22 protein-coding genes are annotated in these 24,451 nt (G+C 64.0%); 12 read left to right on the top strand and 10 right to left on the bottom strand.

Annotated features, from left to right (window positions below):
• The first annotated feature begins 28 nt into the window (after positions 1 to 28).
• Both ACIQT2_RS07250 and ACIQT2_RS07245 read left to right on the top strand, forming a co-directional pair.
• A complete protein-coding gene (locus ACIQT2_RS07250; RefSeq protein ID WP_402944961.1) occupies positions 29 to 1,246 on the top strand; it encodes an MFS transporter in 1,218 nt (405 codons plus the stop codon).
• Positions 1,247 to 1,402: 156 nt separating this feature from the next.
• The gene (locus ACIQT2_RS07245; RefSeq protein ID WP_402944958.1) at positions 1,403 to 2,302 is read left to right on the top strand and encodes an MgtC/SapB family protein; all 900 of its coding nucleotides are present in this window, start codon (positions 1,403 to 1,405) and stop codon (positions 2,300 to 2,302) included.
• 103 nt (positions 2,303 to 2,405) lie between these two features.
• On the opposite strand, the gene ACIQT2_RS07240 is transcribed toward ACIQT2_RS07245, so the two are convergent.
• Together ACIQT2_RS07240 and ACIQT2_RS07235 are read right to left on the bottom strand one after the other, a co-directional pair.
• Positions 2,406 to 3,746 (bottom strand): acyltransferase, encoded by a 1,341-nt coding sequence (locus ACIQT2_RS07240; protein ID WP_402944955.1) that lies wholly within the window; start codon positions 3,744 to 3,746, stop codon positions 2,406 to 2,408.
• Positions 3,747 to 3,868: 122 nt separating this feature from the next.
• A complete protein-coding gene (locus ACIQT2_RS07235; RefSeq protein ID WP_402944953.1) occupies positions 3,869 to 4,882 on the bottom strand; it encodes a phosphatase PAP2 family protein in 1,014 nt (337 codons plus the stop codon).
• Between the two features lie 54 nt (positions 4,883 to 4,936).
• Here ACIQT2_RS07235 and ACIQT2_RS07230 point away from each other — a divergent pair, with 54 nt between their 5' ends.
• The 4 genes from ACIQT2_RS07230 to ACIQT2_RS07215 are packed head-to-tail and all read left to right on the top strand — an operon-like array spanning position 4,937 to position 9,599.
• Positions 4,937 to 6,355, top strand: a complete 1,419-nt coding sequence (locus ACIQT2_RS07230; protein ID WP_402944951.1) for an extracellular solute-binding protein — start codon at positions 4,937 to 4,939, stop codon at positions 6,353 to 6,355.
• Positions 6,352 to 7,302, top strand: coding sequence for a carbohydrate ABC transporter permease (locus tag ACIQT2_RS07225; protein WP_402944948.1), 951 nt, complete (start codon positions 6,352 to 6,354; stop codon positions 7,300 to 7,302). The genes ACIQT2_RS07230 and ACIQT2_RS07225 overlap by 4 nt, the downstream gene beginning before the upstream one ends.
• Before the next feature lie 8 nt (positions 7,303 to 7,310).
• A complete protein-coding gene (locus ACIQT2_RS07220) occupies positions 7,311 to 8,183 on the top strand; it encodes a carbohydrate ABC transporter permease (RefSeq protein WP_397325565.1) in 873 nt (290 codons plus the stop codon).
• A gap of 30 nt (positions 8,184 to 8,213) precedes the next feature.
• Entirely contained in the window at positions 8,214 to 9,599 is a 1,386-nt protein-coding gene (locus ACIQT2_RS07215; RefSeq protein WP_402944946.1) for a glycoside hydrolase family 32 protein, read from the top strand.
• A gap of 76 nt (positions 9,600 to 9,675) precedes the next feature.
• On the opposite strand, the gene ACIQT2_RS07210 is transcribed toward ACIQT2_RS07215, so the two are convergent.
• From ACIQT2_RS07210 to ACIQT2_RS07195, 4 genes are all read right to left on the bottom strand, one after another.
• A complete protein-coding gene (locus ACIQT2_RS07210; RefSeq protein ID WP_402944943.1) occupies positions 9,676 to 10,725 on the bottom strand; it encodes a LacI family DNA-binding transcriptional regulator in 1,050 nt (349 codons plus the stop codon).
• A gap of 70 nt (positions 10,726 to 10,795) precedes the next feature.
• Positions 10,796 to 11,248 carry a DUF2510 domain-containing protein gene (locus tag ACIQT2_RS07205; protein WP_402944940.1) on the bottom strand — a complete coding sequence of 151 codons (453 nt, stop codon included), beginning with the start codon at positions 11,246 to 11,248 and terminating at the stop codon, positions 10,796 to 10,798.
• On the bottom strand, positions 11,185 to 11,433 hold the full coding sequence (locus ACIQT2_RS07200; protein ID WP_402944938.1) for a DUF2510 domain-containing protein: 249 nt from the start codon (positions 11,431 to 11,433) through the stop codon (positions 11,185 to 11,187). Before ACIQT2_RS07200 ends, ACIQT2_RS07205 begins: the two co-directional genes overlap by 64 nt.
• Before the next feature lie 12 nt (positions 11,434 to 11,445).
• Positions 11,446 to 12,066 carry a DUF2510 domain-containing protein gene (locus tag ACIQT2_RS07195; protein ID WP_402944935.1) on the bottom strand — a complete coding sequence of 207 codons (621 nt, stop codon included), beginning with the start codon at positions 12,064 to 12,066 and terminating at the stop codon, positions 11,446 to 11,448.
• Positions 12,067 to 12,169: 103 nt separating this feature from the next.
• Here ACIQT2_RS07195 and ACIQT2_RS07190 point away from each other — a divergent pair, with 103 nt between their 5' ends.
• From ACIQT2_RS07190 to menD, 4 genes are all read left to right on the top strand, one after another.
• On the top strand, positions 12,170 to 12,781 hold the full coding sequence (locus ACIQT2_RS07190; protein WP_402944933.1) for a hypothetical protein: 612 nt from the start codon (positions 12,170 to 12,172) through the stop codon (positions 12,779 to 12,781).
• Positions 12,782 to 12,841: 60 nt separating this feature from the next.
• Positions 12,842 to 13,828 (top strand): o-succinylbenzoate synthase, encoded by a 987-nt coding sequence (locus ACIQT2_RS07185; RefSeq protein ID WP_402944931.1) that lies wholly within the window; start codon positions 12,842 to 12,844, stop codon positions 13,826 to 13,828.
• 99 nt (positions 13,829 to 13,927) lie between these two features.
• Entirely contained in the window at positions 13,928 to 16,018 is a 2,091-nt protein-coding gene (locus ACIQT2_RS07180; RefSeq protein WP_402944928.1) for a PhoX family protein, read from the top strand.
• A gap of 212 nt (positions 16,019 to 16,230) precedes the next feature.
• Positions 16,231 to 17,940 (top strand): 2-succinyl-5-enolpyruvyl-6-hydroxy-3-cyclohexene-1-carboxylic-acid synthase, encoded by a 1,710-nt coding sequence (gene menD / locus ACIQT2_RS07175; RefSeq protein ID WP_402944926.1) that lies wholly within the window; start codon positions 16,231 to 16,233, stop codon positions 17,938 to 17,940.
• A gap of 300 nt (positions 17,941 to 18,240) precedes the next feature.
• On the opposite strand, the gene ACIQT2_RS07170 is transcribed toward menD, so the two are convergent.
• The 4 genes from ACIQT2_RS07170 to ACIQT2_RS07155 form a co-directional block, all read right to left on the bottom strand.
• Positions 18,241 to 19,023, bottom strand: coding sequence for an amino acid ABC transporter ATP-binding protein (locus ACIQT2_RS07170; protein WP_400328733.1), 783 nt, complete (start codon positions 19,021 to 19,023; stop codon positions 18,241 to 18,243).
• Positions 19,024 to 19,034: 11 nt separating this feature from the next.
• Positions 19,035 to 19,826, bottom strand: a complete 792-nt coding sequence (locus tag ACIQT2_RS07165) for an amino acid ABC transporter permease (protein WP_397324438.1) — start codon at positions 19,824 to 19,826, stop codon at positions 19,035 to 19,037.
• 100 nt (positions 19,827 to 19,926) lie between these two features.
• Complete coding sequence (locus ACIQT2_RS07160) at positions 19,927 to 20,721, bottom strand: ABC transporter substrate-binding protein (protein ID WP_397324437.1); 795 nt, start codon at positions 20,719 to 20,721, stop codon at positions 19,927 to 19,929.
• A gap of 158 nt (positions 20,722 to 20,879) precedes the next feature.
• Complete coding sequence (locus ACIQT2_RS07155) at positions 20,880 to 22,229, bottom strand: isochorismate synthase MenF (protein ID WP_402944921.1); 1,350 nt, start codon at positions 22,227 to 22,229, stop codon at positions 20,880 to 20,882.
• Positions 22,230 to 22,320: 91 nt separating this feature from the next.
• Between ACIQT2_RS07155 and ACIQT2_RS07150 the strand changes: the two genes are divergently transcribed.
• Together ACIQT2_RS07150 and ACIQT2_RS07145 are read left to right on the top strand one after the other, a co-directional pair.
• Positions 22,321 to 23,091 carry a demethylmenaquinone methyltransferase gene (locus ACIQT2_RS07150; protein WP_402944920.1) on the top strand — a complete coding sequence of 257 codons (771 nt, stop codon included), beginning with the start codon at positions 22,321 to 22,323 and terminating at the stop codon, positions 23,089 to 23,091.
• A gap of 11 nt (positions 23,092 to 23,102) precedes the next feature.
• Positions 23,103 to 24,446: a geranylgeranyl reductase family protein gene (locus ACIQT2_RS07145; protein WP_402944917.1), complete on the top strand. Its 1,344-nt coding sequence runs from the start codon at positions 23,103 to 23,105 to the stop codon at positions 24,444 to 24,446.
• The last annotated feature ends 5 nt before the right edge of the window (positions 24,447 to 24,451 follow it).

Here is a 24,451-nt window from a genome sequence, read left to right as displayed (position 1 = left end):
CCGCTCAGGCGGTCCTAGGATGAAAGGGATGACAAGCACCCAAGCAGACCAAAACTTCAGCCTCCGCAGCATTGCCCTCCCGGCCTTCGGTCCGGCTTTGCTGTTTTGTATCGGTGAAGGAGCGGTCCTGCCGGTCATAGCCCTCTCGGCGCGCGACCTGGGGGCGTCTGTGGCGGTTTCGGCGTTGATCGTCACGCTGATCGGTCTGGGATCGTGGCTCTTCAACATCCCCGCATCGATCATCACTATCAAGTTCGGAGAGCGCTGGGCGATCGTCGGAGCCGGTGCCGCCGGTGCCCTGGCGCTCGGAGCCGCAGCGTTCGCACCGCAGTGGGAGCACGGCATTTGGCTGCTGGCCGCGGCGATGACAGTGGTTGGCATGAGCTCGAGCGTTTTCAACCTGGCACGGCAGAAGTACATCACAGAGGCAGTACCAGTAGTCTATAGAGCCCGGGCGCTTTCGACGCTCGGCGGTGTGACCAGAATCGGTATCTTCATTGGCCCATTCATTGGCGCTGGCGTCATGCAGTTCGCCGGGATCAGTGGTGCTTACTGGGTGGGTTTCGTGGGGATGATGGCGGCTGCTGCGCTGTCGCTCACCATTCCGGATCTGGTTGCGCCGGACACCTCCGACGGCGGTGCGGCACCTGCTGCTTCCACGCTGCGACAGGTAGCGGCCTCCCACGCGGGTGTGTTCTTGTCGGTTGGCTTCGGCATCCTTCTGCTGAGCGCGTTGCGGGCATCCCGCCAAGTGGTTATCCCGCTGTGGGCGGACCATCTGGGCATGGACGCGACCCACGCCTCGCTGATCTATGGCTTGTCCGGAGCGATAGACATGCTGGTGTTCTATCCGGCGGGCAAGCTGATGGATCGGAAAGGCCGGCAATGGGTGGCCGTTCCCTCCACGTTGATCATGGGCATTGCCTTGGTGCTGATTCCGTTCACCGGCGGCTTCATGTCATTGCTCCTGGCAGCGCTATTGATCGGCTTTGGTAATGGCATCAGCTCCGGCCTGATCATGACGTTGGGTGCGGATTTCTCGCCGGACAATGGCCGCAGCCACTTCCTGGGGATCTGGCGGTTCATTGCGGACTCCGGAGCGACCGGCGGCCCTGTCTTGTTGTCCGGTCTGACGGCTGCGATCTCGCTGGCCGCGGGCGTATGGGCGACCGGCGTGCTGGGCTTCGCAGCCGCGTTAGTGCTCGCCATTGCCATTCCGAGACTGAAGCATCGACGAAATTATTGATTGGAGGCCCTGAATTCGTTTTCTGAGGTACAAATAGGACTGCTCTCTCGGAAATGTAAAAGGATCTTTCGTAAACTGCCAGCTATAAGCCTCAAATGCATAACGAAATACTCTGCATACCAAAAATGCCCTGTTCTGTCCTGTCATAGTTATCGCATGACTACACCTGAGCTCCCGGGGGCGGGCTCGCAGCAGCATTCGCCCCAGTACCAAGCACCGACTTCCTTCCCGCCGCAAGGTCCGGGAGGACCCACGCAGCCATTTTCGCCGCAGCCTCCGCAGGCTAAGAAGCAACTCAACGTGGTAGGCCTCGTAGCGCTCATCGCAGCTGTTCTCGGACTGATTTTCTCTTGCGTTCCCGGCGCGCTTATTGTCGGATGGATTCTTCTGCCGGTTGGCTTTATTTTGTCGATCGTCTCCTTGTTCCTGAAAGACAAAGCCAAGTGGATGGGCATCGCTGCTCTGGTGACCTCGGTTGTTGGGACGATCGTGGCGGTCCTGGTGTTCATAGCCGTGGTTGCCACCTCGTTCAACAGCGCATTCGGTAGCGGTGACACCAAGGTGGTTCAGCCTTCGGCTTCTGCCGGGGCCTCCAATGCTCCGTCGTCGAGCGGTGGAGCGTCCGAGCAAGGTACGCGTGCCAATCCGTATCCACTCGGTTCCACCATTGAATCCAAGGATTGGCGGGTTGTGGTCAACTCCGTCACTTTGGCAGCTACAGATGCGGTGATGGCCGCTAACCAGTTCAATGACCCACCCGCGGCTGGTTCGGAATACATCCTTATCAATTACTCCGTCACGTACATCGGCGACGACCCGCAGGGGCAGATGCCTTTCACTTCACTTGAATATGTAACGCCTCAAGGAAATAGCCTGAGCGGGAGCGATAAGTCTGTCGTGGCACCTGATGAGATCAATACGTTCAAAACTTTGTATTCCGGCGCTACCGTCTCAGGCAATGATGCCATCGAGGTTCCTTCGGCCACCGCCGGTCAAGGTGTCCTGGCAATACGTCCCGGCATGCTGGCTGACAAAGTTTTTGTTGCCGTGAAGTAGGCGCTGAAACTGCCACAAGCTCCGCTCTGAGATGAGGACCCCGGACAAATGTCCGGGGTCCTCATTCAATCTCACTTTTTCGATTTTCTTAGCGCCTCTTCACCTATGGGCCGCTCTGAGCCAGTACTGGCGTCTTCCATTTGCGGTCGGCAGTGCGCCGCCCACTCACCAGCGCAACAGCCACGACCATCAACACCAACCCCCACGACGCATTCCAAACATCCAGGGCACTCCGCATCACGACGAACGGCGGAATGATCGCCAGCACCGTGGCGAGGCCAATGCGCCACATGGCCGGACGGGAAGCCCCAGTTGCCAGTGCGGTGCTGGCGAGTTCAAGGCGGACGAGGGGCGCGGATACCAACAGCACCAGGGCCCAAGCTGCCACGTAGAAGGCTGGACGGCTCAGCCACCACTCGGTGCTCGCAGGTTCGGGGAAGGGGAGCCGCAGTACAAGGGCCAGCCCGAACATTGCGATGATCAACGGCAGATGCCACAAGTAGATGGTCATGGCCCGGCTCCCCACAACAAACATGACCTTCTGGACCCAGCCCTGCTGAACCACGCGCTGCAGCCAAGGGTACGCAGCCTTCACCAGCAGAACGTGCGCCAAGCCAACCAGTATCAACGGGAACATCGGAGGATTCTGGTTCGTCAGCATGTCCACTGGGTACAGTCCGTCCTGCGTGAGTGCCACCAGGGCGAGGTAGCACGCAACCGCCGACGCAATCAGCTTCCACCGCGCAAACCGATCGAAGAAGCCGTCCGCATAGAAGAACCCCAACTGCTGCAGCAAGCCCCACACGAACACCATGTTCAGCAGCCCGATCGGGTTCGAATCGAAGCCCCACGGGTTGCGTTCCAGCCCGAGTCGCAGGACATCGACGACGACGGCGCCCGTCACCAATGCGGCGACGGTTCTGTACGGCGCAACCTTATGGAATCGAGCCATCGTCGGGACCATCGCCTGGCAGATCAGATACGCGGCAAGGAACCAGAGTTGTACTCCAGCACCCGCGGCGATAACTTTCAGCAAGTCGCCCGGGACGCCCGCCGCCGTCGCAATCCAGAGCGCCAAGGCGAGGAAGGCGTACAGGGCGACCGTTGGCCGGACCAAACGAAGCACCCGGGTGCGGAGATAGTCGCCCGCGTCCCCGCCCTTCCGCTGCAGGCTACGCCACGACGTGAGGGATGCGAAGCCGCCAACGACGAAGAACAGGGGCATGACCTGTCCAAACCAGGTTCCTTGTGCAAACCAACTCAACGACGTCAGGGGATTCTCCACGCCGATGCCGGCGGGGCCTACGCTGATGCCCATCATGAGCAGGTGAACGGCAACCACGGCAAACATGCAGGCGACGCGGATGAAGTCCACCACGAGGTCCCGTGAAACGGGGACCGCTGCCAAGCGGGTTGCGCCACGGCCGGTCTGGGCTGAAGGCATGGGTCTCTCCTGACGATTAATCAAACGATTGGATTAATCGTATTCCAAGAGAGGGCCTGTCGCCATGGGGAGTTCTGATGCGGGCGCGCCGGAGAGTGAAAGCTGCCACCCGGCGTCGTGCGTTAACGCTTCCTGGCCGCCAGTCCGAAGAGCCACATCCCGCCCAAGGCGGAGAGGTAACCGGCGATCACTATGAAGGCGGTCCCGGCCCAGAAGTAGTCGGTAGTGCTGTCCGCGCTGAGGCCTGGCATGACCTGGAGCAGGGAGTAGGCGGCTACGGCGCCGGCCGCCAGCAAGGCAGCGAGTGTGAGGAAGGCCCATAGCCTGGACGAGGCCCAGTGCTCGCCGTAGCCGCGCCACACGTTCCAGCTGTTGCCGGAGCGCAGAATCAGCCATCCGGCAGGGAGCATCACGATGCCGACGACGAGGAAGGCGGCCACCACATCGGCAGGGCGGTGCCATTGGTTGATGAGCGTGGACACACCTGTGGCGACGGCGAAGGTACTCCCCAGGAACCCTGCGAGGGGCCGCCAACGCGGCGAAACCATCAGGAACACTGCGGCCGCCGCGGACGCTGCCAAGGTGGTGTGGCCGGACGGGAGCGAGTTCATCTCCAGCGTCTGGACGCCGCGGTCCGGACGGTCCGGGATGAGGAGTTTGAGGACTTGCGTGGCGATGTTGGCGGCGACGCAAGCGACGACGGCGATGCCCGCGGCTGTCCAGCGTCGGCGCGCAATGGTCACGAACAGCACCACGAGCGTGGCGATGATCAAGGAGGTGACGGGCAGGACGTCCAGGAATCCCGTGGAGGCTTTGCCTGCTGTGCCGCTGAGTTCGGTGGCTTCAACAAGGGCTGACTCGTCAATGAACTGGCCGGCGGTGGTGCGGACGAAGAAGTAGTACGTCGCTGCCAGGCCAACCATGCAGGCGAGGGTGATGAGGCAAAACAAAAAGCCCGTACCGGCGCCTGCTGGGCGCTCCTGACGTGGCCGTTTGCTCGACCTCCCGCTGACGCGGAATTGCTGGGAACTCATTCTCTCTACCCTGCCACAATTCGCTGGATGCCTCATGTGAGTCCGCTGTGCCCGCGAGTCCCGAAAGTGAGATCCACGCAACATTACTGTGACGCTTGACACGTGTTAGGTGACAGGTCTAGTGTTCCTAACACGTGTTAGGGAAGGAAATCTACAATGCCGGGAACCAACGGGGCTTTGCGTCAATTCACACGCAGAACCGCCCTCACAGCCCTCGGTGCTGGGATCGTCGGAGTAACGGCGGCGTCGTGGCCGCGACTGACCGGAACAGACATTCCAGGCCGGGGAGACAACAGCCTCAGCATCGCCATCATGGGCACCGCCGCAGACGCCGCAGCCCGCCAAAAGGTAGTGGACGCCTTCGCCAAGGTCCACCCCGAAATCAAAGTGAAGGTCCAGGCCATCCAGGCCGTGGACTGGAAGGACTTCTTCACCAAGATCCTCACCATGGTGGCCGCAGGCACGCCGCCGGACGTGGTCTACGTGGCCACCGAGGGCGCCCAGCTCTTCGCCGAGAAACTTGCCCATCCGCTGGACGAGTACCTCCGCCGGGACGCCGAGGACATGAAGGAGTACTTCCAGGACGTCCATCCGAGCCTGGTGGAAGCGTTCATGTACAAAGGCAGCCTGTTCCAGCTCCCCATCGACTGGAACGCCGCCAACATGTATTACAACGCCACGTCTCTGCGGCAGGCAGGCCTGGAGCGGCCGACCGACAACTGGACGCACACGGACTTCCGCGCCACTCTGGCCGCGATGAAGAAGGCCAACCCCAAGGACTTCACGCCCTACTACTGGACCAACCGCCTCTTCGGTGGAGTTGTGCCGTGGCTGTACGCGAATGACACCAGCTTCCTGAAGGAAACCAAGTCCGGCGGCGGCGAATGGCTGTGGGACGGCTTCTACGCCAACGACCCCTCCCGCAGCCTCCGCTCCGGTGGGTACCAGTGGTTGGAACCCAACGCGGACGATCCCCGCGTCTTCGAATCCTTCGATTACCTCCGCGGACTGGTCAAGGACGGGCTGGGCGTACGCCCCGAGGAGGGCGGCGGCAGCTCGCTGATCGGCCTCTTCGCCTCCAACCGGATAGGTACGACGCCGGCCGGCGGCTATTGGGTGCAGGGCCTCCATGAGGCGGGGATGACTGAGGATGCGTTCGACGTGCAGTTCTTCCCCAAGTGGCGGACCCAGCGTCACCAGTTCGGCACCGCCGGGTACGCGATCATGAAGACCGCCAAGGACAAGGACGCCGCCTGGGAATGGGTGAAGTTCAGCTCCAGCCTCGAAGCCATGCAGATCGTTTTCCCCACGCCGAACACCACACCCGCGCGGCGTTCCATGGTGAACGAACAGCTCTACGCGGGGACCGGCCCACGTCATTGGAAGGTCTTCTACGACACCCTCGACAGGTTCCCCACCACAGGGCCCATCCCGGCGCCTCCCCAGCAGGCCGCCGTCGAAACCGCGCTCATGAAGAACGTGTCCCTTGCCGTCAGCGGCGACGAACGCCAACTCAAAGATGCGCTCAACTCCATGCAGCGTGACCTCGAACTGGCCCTGAGGAGGCAGCCATGAGTACCGTCACCCGTACCCCAACGGGCACCGGCCGTGCTCCGTCCCACAAGGGTGGTCCGGCGTCCAGGCGCGGCCGCGTCCAACAGCGTTGGCTCCCGTGGGCGTTCCTGGCCCCCACCATCGTGGGCATGGGCATCTTCACCCTGTTGCCAATCGTTGCGTCCGTGGCCCTCGCATTCTTCCGCTGGGACATCATCTCGGCGCCGACGTTCGTGGGTTTCGATAACTTTGCCGAAGTGGTCCAGGATCCGACGGTCCGGGTGTCGTTCCTGAACACCATCGTCTTCGTCATTGTGGCTGTGGCACTCCAGCTCGGCCTGGCACTGGGCCTGGCCATCATGGTCCAGGAGAAGCTCCCCGCCTGGCTCAGGGTGTTCTTCCGTTCCGCGTTCTTCTTCCCGCTGATCCTGTCCGCGGCCTCGGTATCCATCTTCATGCGCTACCTCTTCAACGAGCAGTTCGGCGTGGTCAACTGGCTGCTGTCCCTCGTAGGCATCCCAGCGGTACCGTGGCTGACCACGCCAACCGGGTCTGCCGCCGTCGTGATTCTTGTGTATGTGTGGCAGAACTTCGGGTTCTCGTTCCTGCTGTTCATTGGTGGCCTGGCCTCCATTCCAGTGGAAACCTACGAGGCCGCGTCGATCGACGGTGCCACCGGATGGCGCAAGCATTGGTACGTCACCCTGCCGCTCCTGAGCCCTACCACGCTGGTGGCCTCCGTCATGGCCATCATCAACGCACTCCAAGTGTTCGACCAGCCCTACGTGCTCACCCGCGGCGGACCCGGCGACTCAACCCGTACCGCAGTCATGGTGATCTTCGAGTCGGCCTTCCAACGCCTCGAATTCGGCCAGGCCTCCGCGATCGGCGTGATCCTGACGCTCATCATCATGGCTATCACGGCCCTGCAGTTCCGGCTCAGCAAACGATTCGTCTTCTACCAGTAAGGCCCGCCATGACCACCATTTCTGACCGTGTGAAAACCACGGCACCCGTTGTAACGCGGAAGAAGCGCGACTGGTCAGTGGCCGCCCGGATCGTGGCCCTGCTGATCGCCGCCGTCTTTGTCCTGGGACCCGTTCTCTGGACGTTGTCCACCTCGCTTCGACCGCCGTCGGAGTCCTTCAAACTGCCGCCGTCGTTCCTGCCACTGAACCCGGACTTCACCTCCTACGGCCAAGTGTTCAAGCAACTCAACATCATTGGACTGGTGGTGAACAGTGCCCTGGTGACCGGCCTGATCGCCGTGGGCCAGATGATCACCGCAGCGTTGGCCGGTTACGCCTTTGCGCACCTGAAGTTCCGGGGCCGCGGAGCGCTCTTCTCGATCGTGCTGGCCACCATGATGGTGCCAGCCCAGGTGACGATCGTTCCCGTGTTCATGCTCATCCGCGGCGTTGGACTCTCCGACACGCTGCTCGCGTTGATCCTCCCGGCCATCCCGACGGCGTTCGGCACCTTCCTGATGCGGCAGTACTTCATGGGGCTCCCGGGTGAGCTCGCTGAAGCGGCCGCGATCGACGGCGCCTCGCCCTGGCGGACCTTCCGTTCCGTGTATGCGCCGCTGGCCATGCCCGGCCTGGCAATCGTGGGCATCCTGGCGTTCAACTTCCACTGGAACGAGTTCTTCAGGCCACTCATCATGACCATCTCGGAGCAGAACTTCACCCTGCCCCTGGGCCTGGTCTCCCTCCAAGGCAACCTCGGGACCGGAAGCATCTCCGTAGTCCTGGCCGGCGTTGTCCTCTCCATGATTCCCGCGCTGGTGGTGTTCATGTTCGGGCAGCGTGCCCTGCAGGACGGGCTCACCGCCGGTACGGGCAAGTAGATTCCCTTCTCTCTTCGAAAGGCATTTCCAATGACGGACCTTGCAGTTGTTTCTTCCCTGGCCCAGGCCGCTACGCACCCGGATCCCGCGTTCCCGCGCTTCCACCCGCGGCCTGCCCAAGGCTGGATCAACGATCCCAACGGCATCAGCTACATCAATGGCCGGTACCACGTGTTCTTCCAGTACAACCCGTCCTCTGCGCGGCACACCCAGATCCACTGGGGCCACGTGAGCACTGCTGACCTGGTGAACTGGGAAGAGCACCCCGCTGCCCTGGCACCGCAGGCAGGCGGGCCCGACTCTGCCGGCTGCTGGACGGGTGTGGTGACCCTTGATGGCGACGTTCCGACGGCCGCCTACTCCGGCGTTCAGGACCACGGCGGGCATTCCCAGGTTGTTATTGCCCGGGGCTCCTCGGACCTGGTGACCTGGACGCAGGACGGGCACGTTGCCGCGTCGATGCCTGCTGATTCCTCCGTGACCGCCGTGCGCGATCCTTTCATCTTCACGTTCAACGGATCCCGCTACGCCATCCAAGGTGCCGGACTCGCTGATGGACGGGCCGCTTTGCTGCTGTACACCGTGGACTCGCTGGATGATTGGAAGTACCAGGGCATTTGGCTGACGTCGGCCGACCCCGTCGCCGCCGTGCACACGCCCGCCGAGATCTGGGAGTGCCCGCAACTGGTGGAGGTGCCTTCATCCTCGGGTTCGTCCTCGGGTTCGTCCTGGGTGATGATGTTCTCGCTCTGGCTCTCCGGCGACGACCACGAGCATGCCAATGGCGTCGGGCACCTGATCGGTTCACTTACCTCGGATCCCGAGTCCGGGCTGCCTGTGTTTTCCGCCGTTTCGGGTGGGAAATCGGATCTGGGCCGCGACTTCTACGCACCCCAAATCGTCCAGCTTTCGTCTGGCTCTGAGCCGGCGGCTTTGCTGTGGGGCTGGGCCAACGAAGGTCCCGGCCGTGACGGTCGGCGGGGCCGCACCCAGGATGAAATCGACGACGCCGGGTGGTCGGGTGTGCTGACACATCCTCGCCTTTTGTCCGTGGTTGACGGGGCGTTGGTTGTTTCCCCTGCACCGCAAGTATCCGCGTACCGTGGGTCCTTGGTGGCATCCGATGCCTCGGGCCCGGTTGCCGTTCCTGCCTTTGCGGAGGTGCTGGTGGCCGGCACTGCCGGGACAGTTGAGCTGGTCCTTGGCTCCGGTACTGCAGAGCAGGTGGTTTATAAGGGAGAGCTCGCCGCAGGGGAGGAGCTCCGGATCTTCGTGGATGCCTCGCTCGTGGAGGTTTACTCGTCCAATTCAGTGGCCACCACGCTGCGGGCCTACCCTGCTCCCGGTGAATCCTGGACGCTCAACGTTCCCGCCGGCGCGACGGCAGATGTCTGGGAGCTGTCCCTCCCGCGCTGATTGCCTCCCGTTGTGGGGGCTGCTCTATTTGCTTCGCCAAGGTTTGGTGCGTAGAGCAGGCCCCGCAAGGTGGGGTTTAGCGGGGTGCTGGGCCTGTCGACTCGCGCAACACCAGGCGGCAGGGGACCATCGTCTCCAAGGTGGGCACCGCCGTCGTACTTTCGCTTCCCTCGATGGCACCCAACAGGGCCGACATGGCCGCCCGGCCAATCTCGCGCAAGGGGAGTGCCATGGTGGTGAGGGCGGGGACCATGGTGCTGGCGATGCGGTGTTCGTCGTCGTAGCCCATGACTGACAGATCACGCGGAATGCTCAAACCCAGGCGGGCGGCGGCGAGGGCTACGCCGACGGCCAAGCGGTCGTTGGCGCACATGATGGCCGTGGGGCGTTCCGCGGGGGCAACGCCGTCGAGGAGGCGCATGGCCCAGTTGAAGCCGTCGTTGATGTCCCAGCCCGCATGGGTGATGAGAGCCTCCCTGACGCCGAGGCTGGCTCCGACGAATGCGTCGCGGTAGCCCTGGACACGCAGGGGAGCCGCCGGGTCCACTTCCGCGCCGGCCAGCAAGGCAATGTCCCGGTGGCCGAGCTCCAGCAAATGTTCGGTGGCTTCGCGTCCGCCGGTGACCTCATCCGGGATGACGTGGTGGATCTGTGGCTCGGTGCGGCTGTCGTAGCAATTGGCCAGCACAGAGGGAACACGCTGCATGCCTGGAGGGACATCGAGCGGTTTGAGGCCTACCGTGACGTACATGAGTCCGTCCACTTGGCGGTCCAGCAGCGTCTCGATGGCGCTCGCATCCCGGGCGGCATCGCGTTCGGTATCCATCACCACCGTGACGAAGCCATGGCTGCGGGCAACATCGTCCGCGCCGCCGATGATGTTGCCGTCAAAGGGGCTGACCACCACTTCGTCGGACACGATCCCGATGACGCGGGAGCGCTGGTTCCGGAGGCTGAGTGCGATGGCGTTGGGGGAGTAGTTCAGCTCCTGCGCTGCCAACCGGATGCGGTCCTGACTCTCCTTGGCCACGTTGCCGTCACCGCGCCCGTTGAGGACCAACGAAACGGCGCTTCGGGAAACCCCTGCCCGTTTTGCGACGTCGAGTGCGGTGGCCTTGCGGTTCATGGTGGTCCTTTCCTGCGGCTAGGCAGCAGTCTACCTAACGCGTGTGAGGACTGGGTGCGGGACGTGGCGCCTACGAACCGTAGCCAACACCGGACACGATGCTTTGCATCAACAGGATGCCTTTGACGTAACCGACCACGATGTAAAGGATCCATCCCGCGGTGAGCATACCCAGCGGCCACCAGCCACGGCCCCTGGCCACCTTGTTCACGATGATCGCGCGGCCGATCACGTACACCACGCCTCCCATGTAGATGAACGCCCATGCCCAGTGGAAGGGCCGGACGACTCCAGCGGGCAGCAAGCGCCGGTAGTCGAAGAAGGCCAGCACAACCGAGGCGACATAGACCAACACCAAGGAGCCCGCGGTGAGGAAGTAGCCCACGGTGAAAATCGAAGCGGGATCCGGAGCGACGCCACCACGACTGGTGGCGTAGAAACGCAGGTCCGGGTTCCACGTCAACAAGGCGATGGCAGGAAGCAACGGCAGCACAGCCATGAGCCAGATGAAGACGTTGTACACGGGGTGTCCGGACCGATGAGCGGACGTTGGGCCAGCAACCGTGAGGCTGGCGGGCCCACGTGCGCCGTCCACGCAGAACCGTCCCACCACCTGTTGTAGCGCGGATCCGCAGGGTCGGCATACCAGCCGGGTGCCGCCGTCGTGCTTGGTTGCGGCAGTTGGCCCGGCGCCCTGGCGTCAGTCATTGGTGCCCGCCCTTAGGCGTTGATTGAGTAGCCGATTTGCGAATAGATCTGGTTGAAGAAGTTCGCCATCCAGATGCCAAACACGATGAACGACACCACGATGGTCCCGATCATGACCCAGATGGGTGCCAGGCCGCGGTCCAGGGCGACCTTGCGGACAATGACGGTCCGGCCAATGACGTAGACCAAGGGGCTCAGGAAGCACCAGGCCCAGTGGAAGGGACGGATCACCCCTGATTTGGCGAGCCGTTGATAGTCGAGGTAGGCGAAGAGGATGGTCGCGGCCCAGATGACGAAACTTGAGATCTGGAGGAGGAAGTAGCCGGGGGAGTAGATCGACGTGGGGTCGAGCGTCGTTGCGCCCGAGCGGGTGGTGATGAGGCGGAACTCCGGCTGCCACGTCAGGAGGAGAAGGACGGACACCAGGGGGATGAGCACGATTGCCCAGATGAACGGGTTGTAGACCGGCGTCTGGTTGCTGATCAGTACGCGTTGAAGCGGCATGAATTGAGGGTGCGCGGGGGCCAGGTGCGGCGTCCATTGCACGCCGTCCCACCATCGCATCTGCTGCGGATTGGAAGGGTCCGGATACCAGCCCGGAGGCGTCGTTGAACCGCTGTAGCCCTGAGTCATGAGTCCCCCTGAATGAGTGTCGATTCAGAGGATATCGCGGTTGTGGCCTCTCTCTTAGCAAGCGGTCCTCCCCATCGCGGTGAAGTCGGTGTATGCATGGAACATGACCTTCTTCGAGGACCTTCCTGTACCGCCAGAACGTCCGCGACATACCCAGCCCATACCGCCTGCCTGGGTGGGGCCGCCAACGGATGAATTGCCCGGAGTGGTGCCGGTCAGTTGGTTCGTGCACAGCAGCAACCGTATGGCGTTGGCGCTGAAATCCGTTGACGTTTACTCCACCGGTTGTGTTTTGGACCTGGTTTGGACAGTCCGGCGCGGAGACCAAACAGCAGGCGAATGGCGCGAAGCAATGGACAAAGCACTCACACCCCGCGGTCCGTTCCAACAAGGGCTGGACGGATTGTTGGTGGGGGTGGGATATCCGAACGGCCGGAAGGTTTTCGCGGGACTGGTGGAGCCCAGCCTGGGAGGCGGAATGGACGGCGACGTCACGGGGCCGGTACTCACGCCGCTGGGAGGTGGCGGGTCCGGCGGCAACGACGAATTCCTGCAGGGCACTTCACGGTACTGGTTATGGCCGCTGCCGTTGGACGTGGGAACCGTCCTTGTGGCCAAGTGGGATGGCCTGGGGATGCCCGAGAGCTCCGTGCCGTTGCCCGTCGAGTTGTTCGCCGAAGCAGCCCGTGCAGCCAGGAAGTTCTGGGTGGACTAGATTTCCACATAGCGCGCTTGGCCCCATCCGCGCCCGAAATGCCGCCGGTACAGTGGCACTATGCTCCCTTCCCTTGAAGAACTAGAGGACTCCGCTTACGTCGTTTCCTTGCCCATGCGGGTCAAATTCCGCGGCATCATGCAGCGTGAAACGCTCCTGCTGAAAGGACCACATGGTTGGGGCGAGTTTTGTCCGTTTCCGGAGTACGACGACGACGAATCCTCCCGTTGGTTGGCCGCCGCTTTGGAAGCGGGCTGGCAAGGGTTCCCGGTTCCGCTCAGGGACACCATTCCTGTGAACGCCACCGTCCCCGCCGTCGCCGCGGATCGGGTGCCCGATGTGCTCGCGAGGTTCGGACGCGTTGATGCGGTCAAGATCAAGGTCGCTGAGCGGGGCCAGAAATTGATCGACGACGTAGCTCGGGTGGTTGCCGTTCGGGAAGCCTTGCCGGACGCCGCCATCCGGGTGGACGCCAACGGAGGTTGGGACGTGGAGCAGGCCGTCGACGCATTGAGCAAGCTCTCTGCGGTGGGACTTGAGTACGCCGAGCAACCCGTGCCCACCATTGAGGGACTGGCAGAAGTGCGGCGGCGGCTTTCGGTTGCTGGAACACCCGTGCTTATCGCGGCGGACGAGAGCGTCCGTAAAGAAGACGATCCTCTGCGCGTGGCCCGTGCCGGCGCAGCTGACCTCCTGGTGGTGAAAGTCGCGCCGCTTGGGGGAGTGGCGCGTGCCCTGGACATCGTGGCCCAAGCCGGCCTTCCCGCCGTCGTCAGTTCAGCCCTGGACACGTCCGTGGGAATCCGCGCCGGATTGGCGCTCGCCGCCTCGCTGCCGTCCCTGCCGTACGCGTGTGGCCTCGGAACTGTTTCGCTTTTCGCTGCGGACATCACGCGTGACCCATTGGTCGCGGACGACGGCGCCATCCGGCTTCGCGGGGCAGCGGCCGATCCGGAGCTTCTTGAGCGGTATGCGGCACCCGCTGACCGGCGCGACTGGTGGTTGGAGCGGCTTGCCCGGGTTCACGCTGTCCTGGCCTCTGCCTGACGCGGTTTGTTCACCGTTCCGTAACCAGAGCGTCCTCTCGGCTTCGGATTACGCTGAAAGGCTCGGCGGGAAGCTCGTAACCATTCTGGAAGGTCCCCCATGTCTGAAACCACCGGACGCACGTTCCCGCTGCTCCCCATGCTTGGCCACACCAAGGGCAAGCGCAGCGCGGTGACCTGTGCGCTCAAGTGCGACAATGCCTGCGCAGGCGATGTATGCAACACCAGCTCCAACGGCTACTTCCGCGATATCGCCTCCACGGCCATGTCCCGCCGCGCCGCCCTGGGCTTGGGCGCCGCAGGTGCGCTCGCCGTCGTTCTCGGTGGCGCTGTCACCGGCGCTGACTCTGCTGTTGCGGACTCCGGCAATGGCCTGTCCGATGCAGCCAAGAAGGGCTTCGACAAGTCCAAGCTGAAGTTCACCGCCATCAAGCCCGTTGACTCCGCTGTTGACGCGTTCACGGTTCCCGAAGGCTTCGACTGGAACCCGGTCATCCGCTGGGGCGACCCGCTGTTCAAGGACTCGCCGGCGTTCGACCTGAACAACCAGAGCGCCGCAGCCCAGGCCCGCCAGTTCGGTTACAACAACGACTACACGGACATCCTGCCGATCCCCAACTCCAAGGATCGCCGTGCGCTGCTCTTCACCAACCACGAGTACACCAACGAGAACATCATGCTGCCGGTGGGCTTCGATGCTGCCGAGGCCCGCGCCATCGGTCGTGCCGCACACGGTCTGGCTGTTGTGGAACTCGAGCGCAAGAACAAGAACAAGCCGTGGAGCTACGTCCAGGGTGCAGCCCTCAACCGCCGCTTCCTGACGGACACCGTCTACGAGCTGACCGGTCCCGCCGCCGGCACCAACCTGGTGAAGACCATCGACGACCCCGCCGGCCGTTGGATCAAGGGAACCCTGGGCAACTGCTCCGGCGGTACCACCCCGTGGGGCACCATCCTCTCCGGTGAAGAGAACTTCAACGGCTACTTTGCCGCGCCGGGCACCAGCGACGGCGACAAGCGATACGGCCTGTCCGCCAAGGCAACCACCCGTCAATGGGAACTCGACGAGCCCCGCTTCGATACCCGCAACTCCGGCTACGCCAACGAGTCCAACCGATTCGGCTGGATTGTGGAGGTGGACCCCTTCGACCCCACGTCCACCCCGAAGAAACACTCCGCCATGGGCCGCTTCAAGCACGAGGGCGCCAACGTGATCGTCGCTCCCAACGGCCGCGTTGTGGCTTACATGGGCGACGACGAGCGCTTCGACTACCTCTACAAGTTCGTCTCCAAGGGCAAGTACCAGGCCGGCGACTCTGCCGCTGCCCGCAGGAACAACATGAACCTTCTTTCCGAAGGCGACCTGTACGTTGCCCGCTTCACCGGCGATTCCCCGGCCGCCGAGATCGATGGCACCGGCAAGCTCCCTGCTGACGGCGCCTTCGACGGTTCCGGCGAATGGTTGCCGCTGGTGGTCAACGGCCAGTCCGCGGTCCCGGGCATGTCCGTAGCCGAGGTCCTTGTTTACACCCGACTTGCAGCGGACAAGGTTGGCCCCACCAAGATGGACCGCTGCGAAGACGTCCAGCCAAACCTGCTCACCGGCAAGGTCTACGTGGCCTGCACCAACAACTCCGACCGTGGCAAGGCCGGCAGGGAAGGCGCCACGGAGGTCAACCCCCGCACCCTGAACCGCGACGGCCACATCGTGGAGATCACCGAGGCTCCGGGCCAGACCGGGACCAAGTTCAACTGGACCCTCCTGCTGGTGGCCGGCGACCCCGCCAAGAACACCTCCACCTATTTCTCAGGCTTCCCGGCGGACAAGGTCTCCCCGATCTCCTGCCCTGACAACGTGGCTTTCGACTCCGTGGGCAACCTCTGGATCTCCACCGACGGTGCCCCGTCCACCATCGGCTACAACGACGGTCTCTTCAAGGTCACCTTGGAAGGCCCGGAGCGTGGCAAGGTGGAGCAGTTCCTTGCCGTCCCGCGTGACGCCGAGACCTGTGGCCCGATCATCCACGATGAAGAGCGCACGGTCTTCGTCGCCGTCCAGCACCCGGGTGAAGAGGGCACGTTCGAGGCCCCGCACTCGTACTTCCCGGACTACGTCGGCGCGGGATCACGCCCGGCTGCCGGCTCCGTGCGTGCGCCGCGTCCGGCGATCGTCCAGGTGTTCCGCAAGTAGGCCTGTTCCGCGTAGGCGCTCCTCCAGCCCCTCGGGGTGGAGGAGCGTTTCCGTTTAAGGGGTGTTTGGTGAGAGAGCGTCGGTGGTATCCGACGCTCTCTCACCGAATCGCCGTTTTCGGTGATCGCTCTCTCACCGAATGGCCGTTTTCGGTGATCCCTCTCTCACCGTTCGGCCGCTTTCGGGTCGAGGGGCGCCCATAGACTGGGACGGTGACTTCCCAGGACTCTCTGACATCCATTGGCGCCGCCCGGGTTGCGGTATCCGCCCTGCTCGACGGCGGTGTGCGGCACGTGGTGGTGGCGCCCGGTTCGCGGTCGGCGCCTATGGCCTACGCCTTGGCGGAGGCAGAGGCTACGGGCAGGGTGATCCTCCACGTCCGGATCGACGAACGCGATGCCGGTTTCACGGCCCTTGGCCTGGCCCTGGCCACCGAAGCGCCAGCCGCCGTCGTCACTACGTCCGGGACCGCCGTCGGGAACCTGCTTCCGGCAGTGATGGAAGCCAATCACGCGGCGGTTCCGCTGATCGTTGTTTCGGCCGACCGGCCCGAGGAGCTGCACGGCACCGGGGCGAACCAGACCACCATCCAACTGGACCTTTTCGGCGATCACGTGAGGTTCGCCGTCGACGTCGCCGCCGGGGACAACCCGCAGCGGGCCGTCACCACGGCGCTTTACGCGGCCACCGGTGCGCTGGAAGACACGCCGCCCGGGCCCGTCCAGGTGAACCTCGCCTTCCGGGACCCTCTGGTGCCGGAACCCGACGACGCCCTGCCGCCCGCCGCGGGCCATGGCCCCTTCCATTACGACGCCGGTCCGCAGGCACTTGATCTTCCAGCAGCACCCAGCGACCTTCCGGAAAGAAACACCGTGGTCCTCGCGGGCCACGATGCCGGGCCGGTAGCGGAAGCCTTCGCCCGGGCCCAGGGCTTGCCGTTGCTTGCGGAACCTTCGTCGAACGCCCGCTTTGGCCCGAATGCAATCGGCCCGTACCGGTTGCTGCTCGAGCACTTCGGCCCCGGCTCTCCGACGCCCATTGACCGCGTTGTCCTGTTCGGCCGTCCCACGTTGTCCCGTCCGGTCAGCGCACTGTTGGCCCGTGAAGGCATCGAGTCCGTGATCTACCAGCCCGTTCCCGTGGCGTGGTACGACGAAGGCCGCCGCAGGGAAACGCCGATCGAAACCCTGCCGGAACTAGCGGAGTTCGCGGGCCGTGGGTCAGCCGAGTGGCTCGACTCCTGGCTCCTCGCGGGCGCCGCCGCCCAGCACTCGCTCGACGGCGTGCTGGCCGGCGAATCCGCTGCCAACGGACCGTCGGTCGGCGCAACGGTGTGGGAACATGCCCGCGGCAAGCTGGTGCTCGGTTCCTCCAACGGCATTCGCGATGTAGACCTGGCCGGGCAACCCCACCCCGATCCTCTTGCCACGGTTTACGCCAACCGCGGCCTCGCCGGCATCGACGGCACCCTCGCTACGGCTACCGGCATCGCCCTTGGCAGCGGCCGCGAAACCACGGTTCTGCTCGGTGACCTGACCTTCCTGCACGACGTCGGCGGCCTTCTCCTCGGCCAAGGCGAACCCACCCCGGACCTGCGCATCGTTGTCCTCAACGACGCCGGTGGGGCCATCTTCGGCCTGTTGGAACACGGTGTGGTGGAAGACTCAGGCGCCTACGGCACCGCCGTCGAACGCCTCTTCGGAACCCCGCACTCAGTGGACATCGCGGCACTCGCGGCGGCGTACGGCGTCGGGCACAGCGCGGTAAGTACGACGGCGGCACTGGCCGAAGCGCTCAGGGCGCCGCTCAAGGGACGCGCGATAGTGGAAGTGCGCGTGGATCGGGCGGGCCTGCGGGGACTCCATGCGCGGATCAAGGAAGCCATCAACGCAGCCGTGGGCAAGGTCCTCACGGCAGGCTAGGAATCGACCGCGCCCGTTCCCGCCGTCCGCGCCCGTAACCTCGGGGGCGCAAGGCGTGAAAGGGTGCGCCGCGGGCGAAGCAGGGGTGCGCCGGGCGGGAGTGGGTGCCTCAGGAACGATCGCAGGGTGCGCCGCGGGCGAAGCAGGGGTGCGCCGGGCGGGAGTGGGTGCGTCAGGAACGATCGCAGGGTGCGCCGCGGGCGAAGCAGGGGTGCGCCGGGCGTCAAATGGCGCGCTAAGAAACACGGAGGGCGGCACCCGAATGCGGGTGCCGCCCTCCTTCGTCGCTGAACGGGGGATTTAGTCCTCCACGACGTCGATGTGCGTCGGGTCCAGGACGCGGCGCAGGAATTCCTTGGTTCGTGGCTGCGTGGGGGCGCTGATGACCTGCTCGGCCACGCCCTCCTCCACTACAACGCCGCCGTCCATGAACACCACGCGGTCGGCCACTTCACGGGCAAAGCCCATCTCGTGCGTGACCACCAGCATGGTCATGCCTTCCTGGGCCAGCTTGCGCATGACAGCCAGGACGTCGCCCACGGTTTCGGGGTCCAACGCGGACGTGGGCTCGTCGAAAAGCATCAGCTGCGGATCCATGGACAACGCCCGGGCGATGGCAACGCGCTGCTGCTGGCCGCCGGAAAGCTGGTCCGGGTAACGGTCCGCAAGATGGCCAAGCCCCACGCGTTCCAGGTTGCGGCGGGCCACGTCGGCGGCCTCGGATTTGGACCGCTTGAGGACCTTGACCTGCGAGATGGTGCAGTTGTCCAGGACGCTCAGGTGCGGGAACAGGTTGAAGTGCTGGAACACCATTCCCACGCTCTGGCGCATGCGGTTGAGGTCCACATCCGGATCCGTGGCCTCGAACTTGCCCACGTTGATGGTGCCGGCGTTGGGCTGCTCAAGCAGGTTGACGCAGCGCAGGAGCGTGGACTTGCCCGAACCCGAAGGACCGATCAGGCAGACCACCTGTCCGGGCTCGACGGTCAGGGAGATGCCCTTGAGGACCTCATTGTTGCCGTACGACTTGCGGAGGTCCTTGATGTCCACGCCCGCAGCGCGGACTGTTGCGGAGTTGGTCATGACTGTCCGTCCTATCGCTTGGTCCGCGCAGAGCGGCTTTCGAACTTCCGGGCAAGGAGGCTCAAGGGGATGGTGATCACGAGGTAGAACGCGCCGGCCACCAGCAGCGGGGTCAGGCCTGCGCCCAGGCTGGAGATGCCGTCGCGGCCGAATTTGGTGAGCTCGTACTGGGACGCAGTGAGGCCCAGGACGTAGATCAAGGACGAGTCCTTGGTGAGCAGGATGATCTCGTTGGTCAGCGGAGGCAGGACGATCTTGAAGGCCTGCGGGATCACGATCGAGACCATGGCCCGCCAGTGCGGCATGCCGAGGGACCGGGCGGCTTCCATCTGTCCCTTGGGAACAGCCTGGAGGCCGGCGCGGAGGGTTTCAGCGATGTAGGCCGAAGCGACGATGCCCAAGGACACCATGACCACAATGTTGACGTCCCACTGCACACCGAAGGCCAGGGGCACGCCGTAGCCGAAGGCGATGAAGACCAGCAGGGCCGGAACACCGCGGAAGAACTCGATGTAGCCGGTGGCGATCCAGCGGTAAAGCGGGAAGGAGGAGAGCTTCATCAGGGCGAGCAGGAGGCCGCCTGAGAGGCCCACCACGAATGCCAGTGCGGTGTAGATGAGGGTGTTCTTGAGGCCAACCAGGAAGATTCCCGGGAACATGGGGCCGATCTTGGCGAAGTTGAAGACGCTGTTGCCAATGGTCTTCCAGTCCACGGCGATGATCACTGCGGCCACAGCCACAACGAAGATTCCGGCCTGGACGTAAAGACTGACTCTGGCTCGTTGACGTGCAGTCATTGCCATGGTGTTCTCACAATCATGTTGCGCAGCGGGGGCCCCGAACCGACTGCTTTAACAGAGAGTTACGGGGCCCCGCTTGCGTGGATATCGGGAGCCGGTTGCCTTACTTTGCGGCTTCGCCGAACCAGGTGGTCTTGAACTTTGCCAGCGTTCCGTCATCCGTGAGGCGCTTCAGGGTGGCGTTCACGGAGTCGGCCATGGCGGTGTTGCCCTTCTTGATGGCAATGCCAAGCTTCTCGCCGGTTGCGTAGTCCTCGATGCGCTTGATCTTGGAGTCATCCTTGATGGCGTAGCCCAGGACGGACTGGTTGCCGACGGCGGCGTCGATGGTGCCGGCCTTGAGGGCCTGGACCAGGAGGCCGGAGTCCTCGAACTGCTGGGCGTCAATTCCCTTGTCCTTGGCGTACTGGGCGCCGGTGGTGGCCTGCTGGACGCCCACCTTCTTGCCTTTGGCACCGTCAAGGTTGCTGATGCCGGAAGCGGTGGAGGCCACCAGGGTCAGGTCGTCATCCATGTAGGGGCTGGAGAAGTCCATGACGTTCTTGCGGACATCGGTGATGGAGATGGAGGAGATGGAAACGTCGCAGCCAGTGAGGGCCGTGCCGGTTTCGATAGCCTCGAAGGAGCTGTCCACCACGTTGAGTTCAGCCTTGAGGTCCTTGGCAACTTCGGCCGCGATGTCCATGTCGAAGCCGACGTTCTTGCCGTCCTTCTGGAACTCGAAAGGCTCGTAGGGGATGTCCGAGCAAACGGTCAGCTTGCCGGCGTTGATGAGCTGGGGGCCCGAACCTGAGGCGGCCGGAGTGGAGGAACCACCGCATGCGGTCAGGGCCAAAGCACCTGCTGCGAGCACGGCGGCCATCTTGGTACCGGACAGAACCGAACGGGAGATCTGCATATTTTTACCTTTTGTTGCAGTGGATGCTGGACTGAGTCGGTCTTTAGTGTAGTACCGAACGTGAGATGTGCATCACAGGAAACTAAGTTTCACTATTGGATAACCAGTTTAGCGAATATGCAAGGGGGGTCGGAGAGTCCCGGTCTGGAATCCCAGATTCAGCGGCGGATGCCGAGGGCTTCGAGCATCGGACGGAACTTGGCCCAGGTTTCGGCCAATTCAGCTTCGGGCTGTGAGCCTTCAACGATGCCGCAGCCCGCATACAGGCGCACGGTGTTGGCGTCCTCGATCACGGCTCCGCGCAGGGCGATGCCCCACTCGCCGTTGCCTGCCGCGTCCAGCCAGCCGACCGGACCTGCGTAGGGTCCTCGGTCCAGATGTTCCAGTTTCCTGATCAGCGCGCCGGCAACCAAGGTGGGTGTTCCGCATACGGCTGCGGTGGGGTGAAGGGCGTTGATCAAAGCGAGGCACGTTGGCACATGGCCTTCGATGTCCGCCAGTTCGGCCTTCACGTCCGAAGCCAGGTGCCACACGTTCGGCAGTTCCAGGATGAAGGGTTCGCTGTGCGAGTTCATCGCTTCGGAGAACGGGGCCAGCTGCCGGGTCAGGGAATCGATGGCGATCTCGTGTTCGTGCCGCTGCTTCTCCGACCCGGCCAGCACGCGTTCGGCGTATTCCATGGGGGAGCCGTCGATGCCCTCGGCGTCCCTGCGGTCGAGGGTCCCGGCCAGCACGCGGGCCTGGGCTGTGCGGCCCTCCACCTGGATCAGCATCTCCGGGGTGGCCCCCACCAAACCGTCCACGCCGTACGTCCAGCATTCCCGGTACCGTGCCGCGAGTTGGCGAAGCACCTCCGCGGCGTTGACCCCTGCTGGAAGGGTGGCAACGACGTCGCGCGCCAGCACCAGCTTCTCCAGCTTGCCGGCGCGGATTTCCTCCACACCGTTGGTCACAGCTTCCATCCACGCTGCTTCGGTAAGCGACCCGCGCCCAAGCGAGCCACGCGAACCGTTGAGCGCGTCGCCGTCAGGTGAGTGCCCGACGTCGGAAGTTACGACGGCGGGTTCGTCACCGTTGGTGCCGGACAGCCAGCGTTCCACAGTGGCCAGGACAGTCGCCTCGGTGAGGGGGCCGTCGTCGAACGTCAGCTGGGTGGCCCAGGCGCGGCCGTCGCGGATGCCGACCACAAGCTCCGGCAGGATCAGGCGGGAAACATGCGGCGAGGTCTTGGAAAAAGCGAAGGAGCCGAACGCCACCGGCCCCGTCCCAGGCAGCTCAACATGGTCGGTGATTTCGGCCTCAAGGATGAGGTGCCGCCACCAGATATCGGCCTCGAGGAAACGCTCCGGACCGGTGGTACTGAAGCGGGTCAGCTCCCCGTATCCCACCAGGCCGGCTTCGCGGCGGGACCAGCACAGAACGTCGTCACGCACCAGAAACGACGGCAGCCCCCCGGAGGATGAATCGACATCGAGGGGGACTGTCAAAGTGCGGAGCGTGCTGGTCATGATGGAACAACAGTACTCCCGGGTGCAGGCAGAACCCGCCCCTTCTTCTACAGCGCAGCAAACTTGGCTGTTTGTCTGAGACAATTGACGGGTGAACCGAGCATCCTTGGAAAAGCGTCCGGACGAAGTTGCGACGATGTTTGACGATGTCGCCCCTAAATACGATGTTGTCAACGACGTCCTCTCCATGGGGCAGACGCGGCGGTGGCGCCGGATCGTGGTGGATGCCATGGACGTGAAGGCCGGGCAGCGCGTGCTGGATCTGGCTGCAGGAACCGGTACCTCCAGCGAGCCCTACGCCGATGCCGGTGTGGATGTTGTGGCCTGCGATTTCTCCCTGGGGATGCTCAAGGTTGGCAAGCGCCGCCGCCCGGACATCGACTTCATTGCCGGTGACGCCACCAATCTCCCGTTCGCGGACAACAGCTTTGATGCCTCCACCATCTCCTTCGGCCTGCGCAACGTCGTTGAACCCCGCAAGGCCCTCCAGGAGATGCTCCGCGTGACAAAGCCCGGCGGTCGCCTGGTCATTGCTGAGTTCTCCCAGCCGGTGGTTCCGCTGTGGCGCACCATGTACACCGAGTACCTCATGCGTGCCCTGCCGGCCATCGCCACCAAGGTGTCCTCCAACCCGGACGCCTACGTCTACCTCGCCGAATCCATCCGCGCCTGGCCGGACCAGGACCACCTGGCCCAGTGGCTTGCCGACGCAGGATGGACGGACATCACTTACCGCAACCTCAGCGGCGGCATCGTCGCAGTGCACCGCGCGCAGAAGCCCTCCGAACACCGCGAAAGCGTTCCCGTGGCCAAGCTGCGCCGCCAGATCAAACCGCGCCGGACGGGCGCACAGTCAGGCTGACTTAGGACACCGTGAAAGTACTGATAGTTGGCGCGGGCCCCGCAGGGTCCACCGCCGCGTATTACCTGGCCCAGGCAGGCATCGACGTTACGGTCCTGGAAAAGACCTCCTTCCCGCGCGAAAAAGTGTGCGGGGACGGGCTCACTCCAAGGGCTGTCCGGGAGATCCAGAAGCTTGGATTGCCGCACACCGTTGAGGACGGGTGGCGCCGGAACAAGGGTCTCCGGTTGATCGCCGGTGGCCGCACCATCGAGCTGCCCTGGCCCGAGGTCTCCGGCTTTCCCACCTACGGACTCATTCGAACCCGCCTCGGCTTCGACGAATCCCTCGCCCGGCACGCGGAGGCGGCAGGCGCCGTCGTGCTTGAACGCCACAGCGTCACCACCGCACTGCAGGACGACGACGGCCGCGTCATCGGCGCGCGCGCCGCGATCCTTGACGAGTCCGGACGCAAGACGGGGGAAACGCGCGACTTCTTTGCCGACGTCGTGCTCGCCGCGGACGGCAATTCCACGCGGACCGCAGTCTCGCTGGGAATGCACAAGCGCGACGACCGGCCCCTCGGTGTGGCCGTGCGCACCTACTTCACCTCGCCCCGGCACAACGACGACTGGATGGAAGGCTGGCTGGAACTGCCCGGCAAGTCCGGCAAGCCGTTGCCCGGCTACGGTTGGGTGTTCGGCGTGGGCGACGGCACGTCCAACGTGGGCCTCGGCATCCTGAACTCCTCCAAGGAATTCGGCAAGCTCGACTACAAGCAGGTCCTGCGTGAGTGGACCGCCGCGATGCCGTCCGAATGGGGCTTCACCCCGGAGAACCAGGTGGGGGAGATCCGTGGCGCCGCGCTGCCCATGGGCTTCAACCGCACCCCGCACTGCTCGCCCGGGCTGCTCTTGCTGGGCGACGCCGGCGGCATGGTGTCCCCGTTCAACGGCGAGGGCATCTCCTACGCCATGGAATCGGCACGGTTTGCGGCGGAGTTCCTGATCGATGCTTCCTCCCGTACTGCCTCTGCCGGATGGAACACGCACGACGCCGATGCGCACCTTTCGCGGTACGCGGACTATGTGCGGGACCAGTGGGGTTCGCATTTCACGCTCGGACGGGCCTTTGCTTTCCTGATCGGCAAACCCGCCGTGATGAAGCTCGCCCTGCGGACCGGCATGCCCATTCCCGTGCTGATGCGCTTTGTGGTCCGGCTGCTGGCCAACCTCACGGACTCCTCGGCGAAGGGCTTCGAAGACCGGGTGATCCGGGTCCTGGAAATGCTCGTTCCACCCACGTCCAACACTTCCTCCACCCGCCCGTTTGCAGCGGCAGGGTCCGACACCGCGGTTTCCGCACCAACTAGTTAGGGTTA

Origin of the sequence: Paenarthrobacter sp. NPDC090522, from assembly GCF_044769225.1 — a bacterium.
Taxonomy (GTDB): Bacteria; Actinomycetota; Actinomycetes; order Actinomycetales; family Micrococcaceae; genus Arthrobacter.
This window is presented reverse-complemented; position numbering and strand designations above follow the sequence as displayed.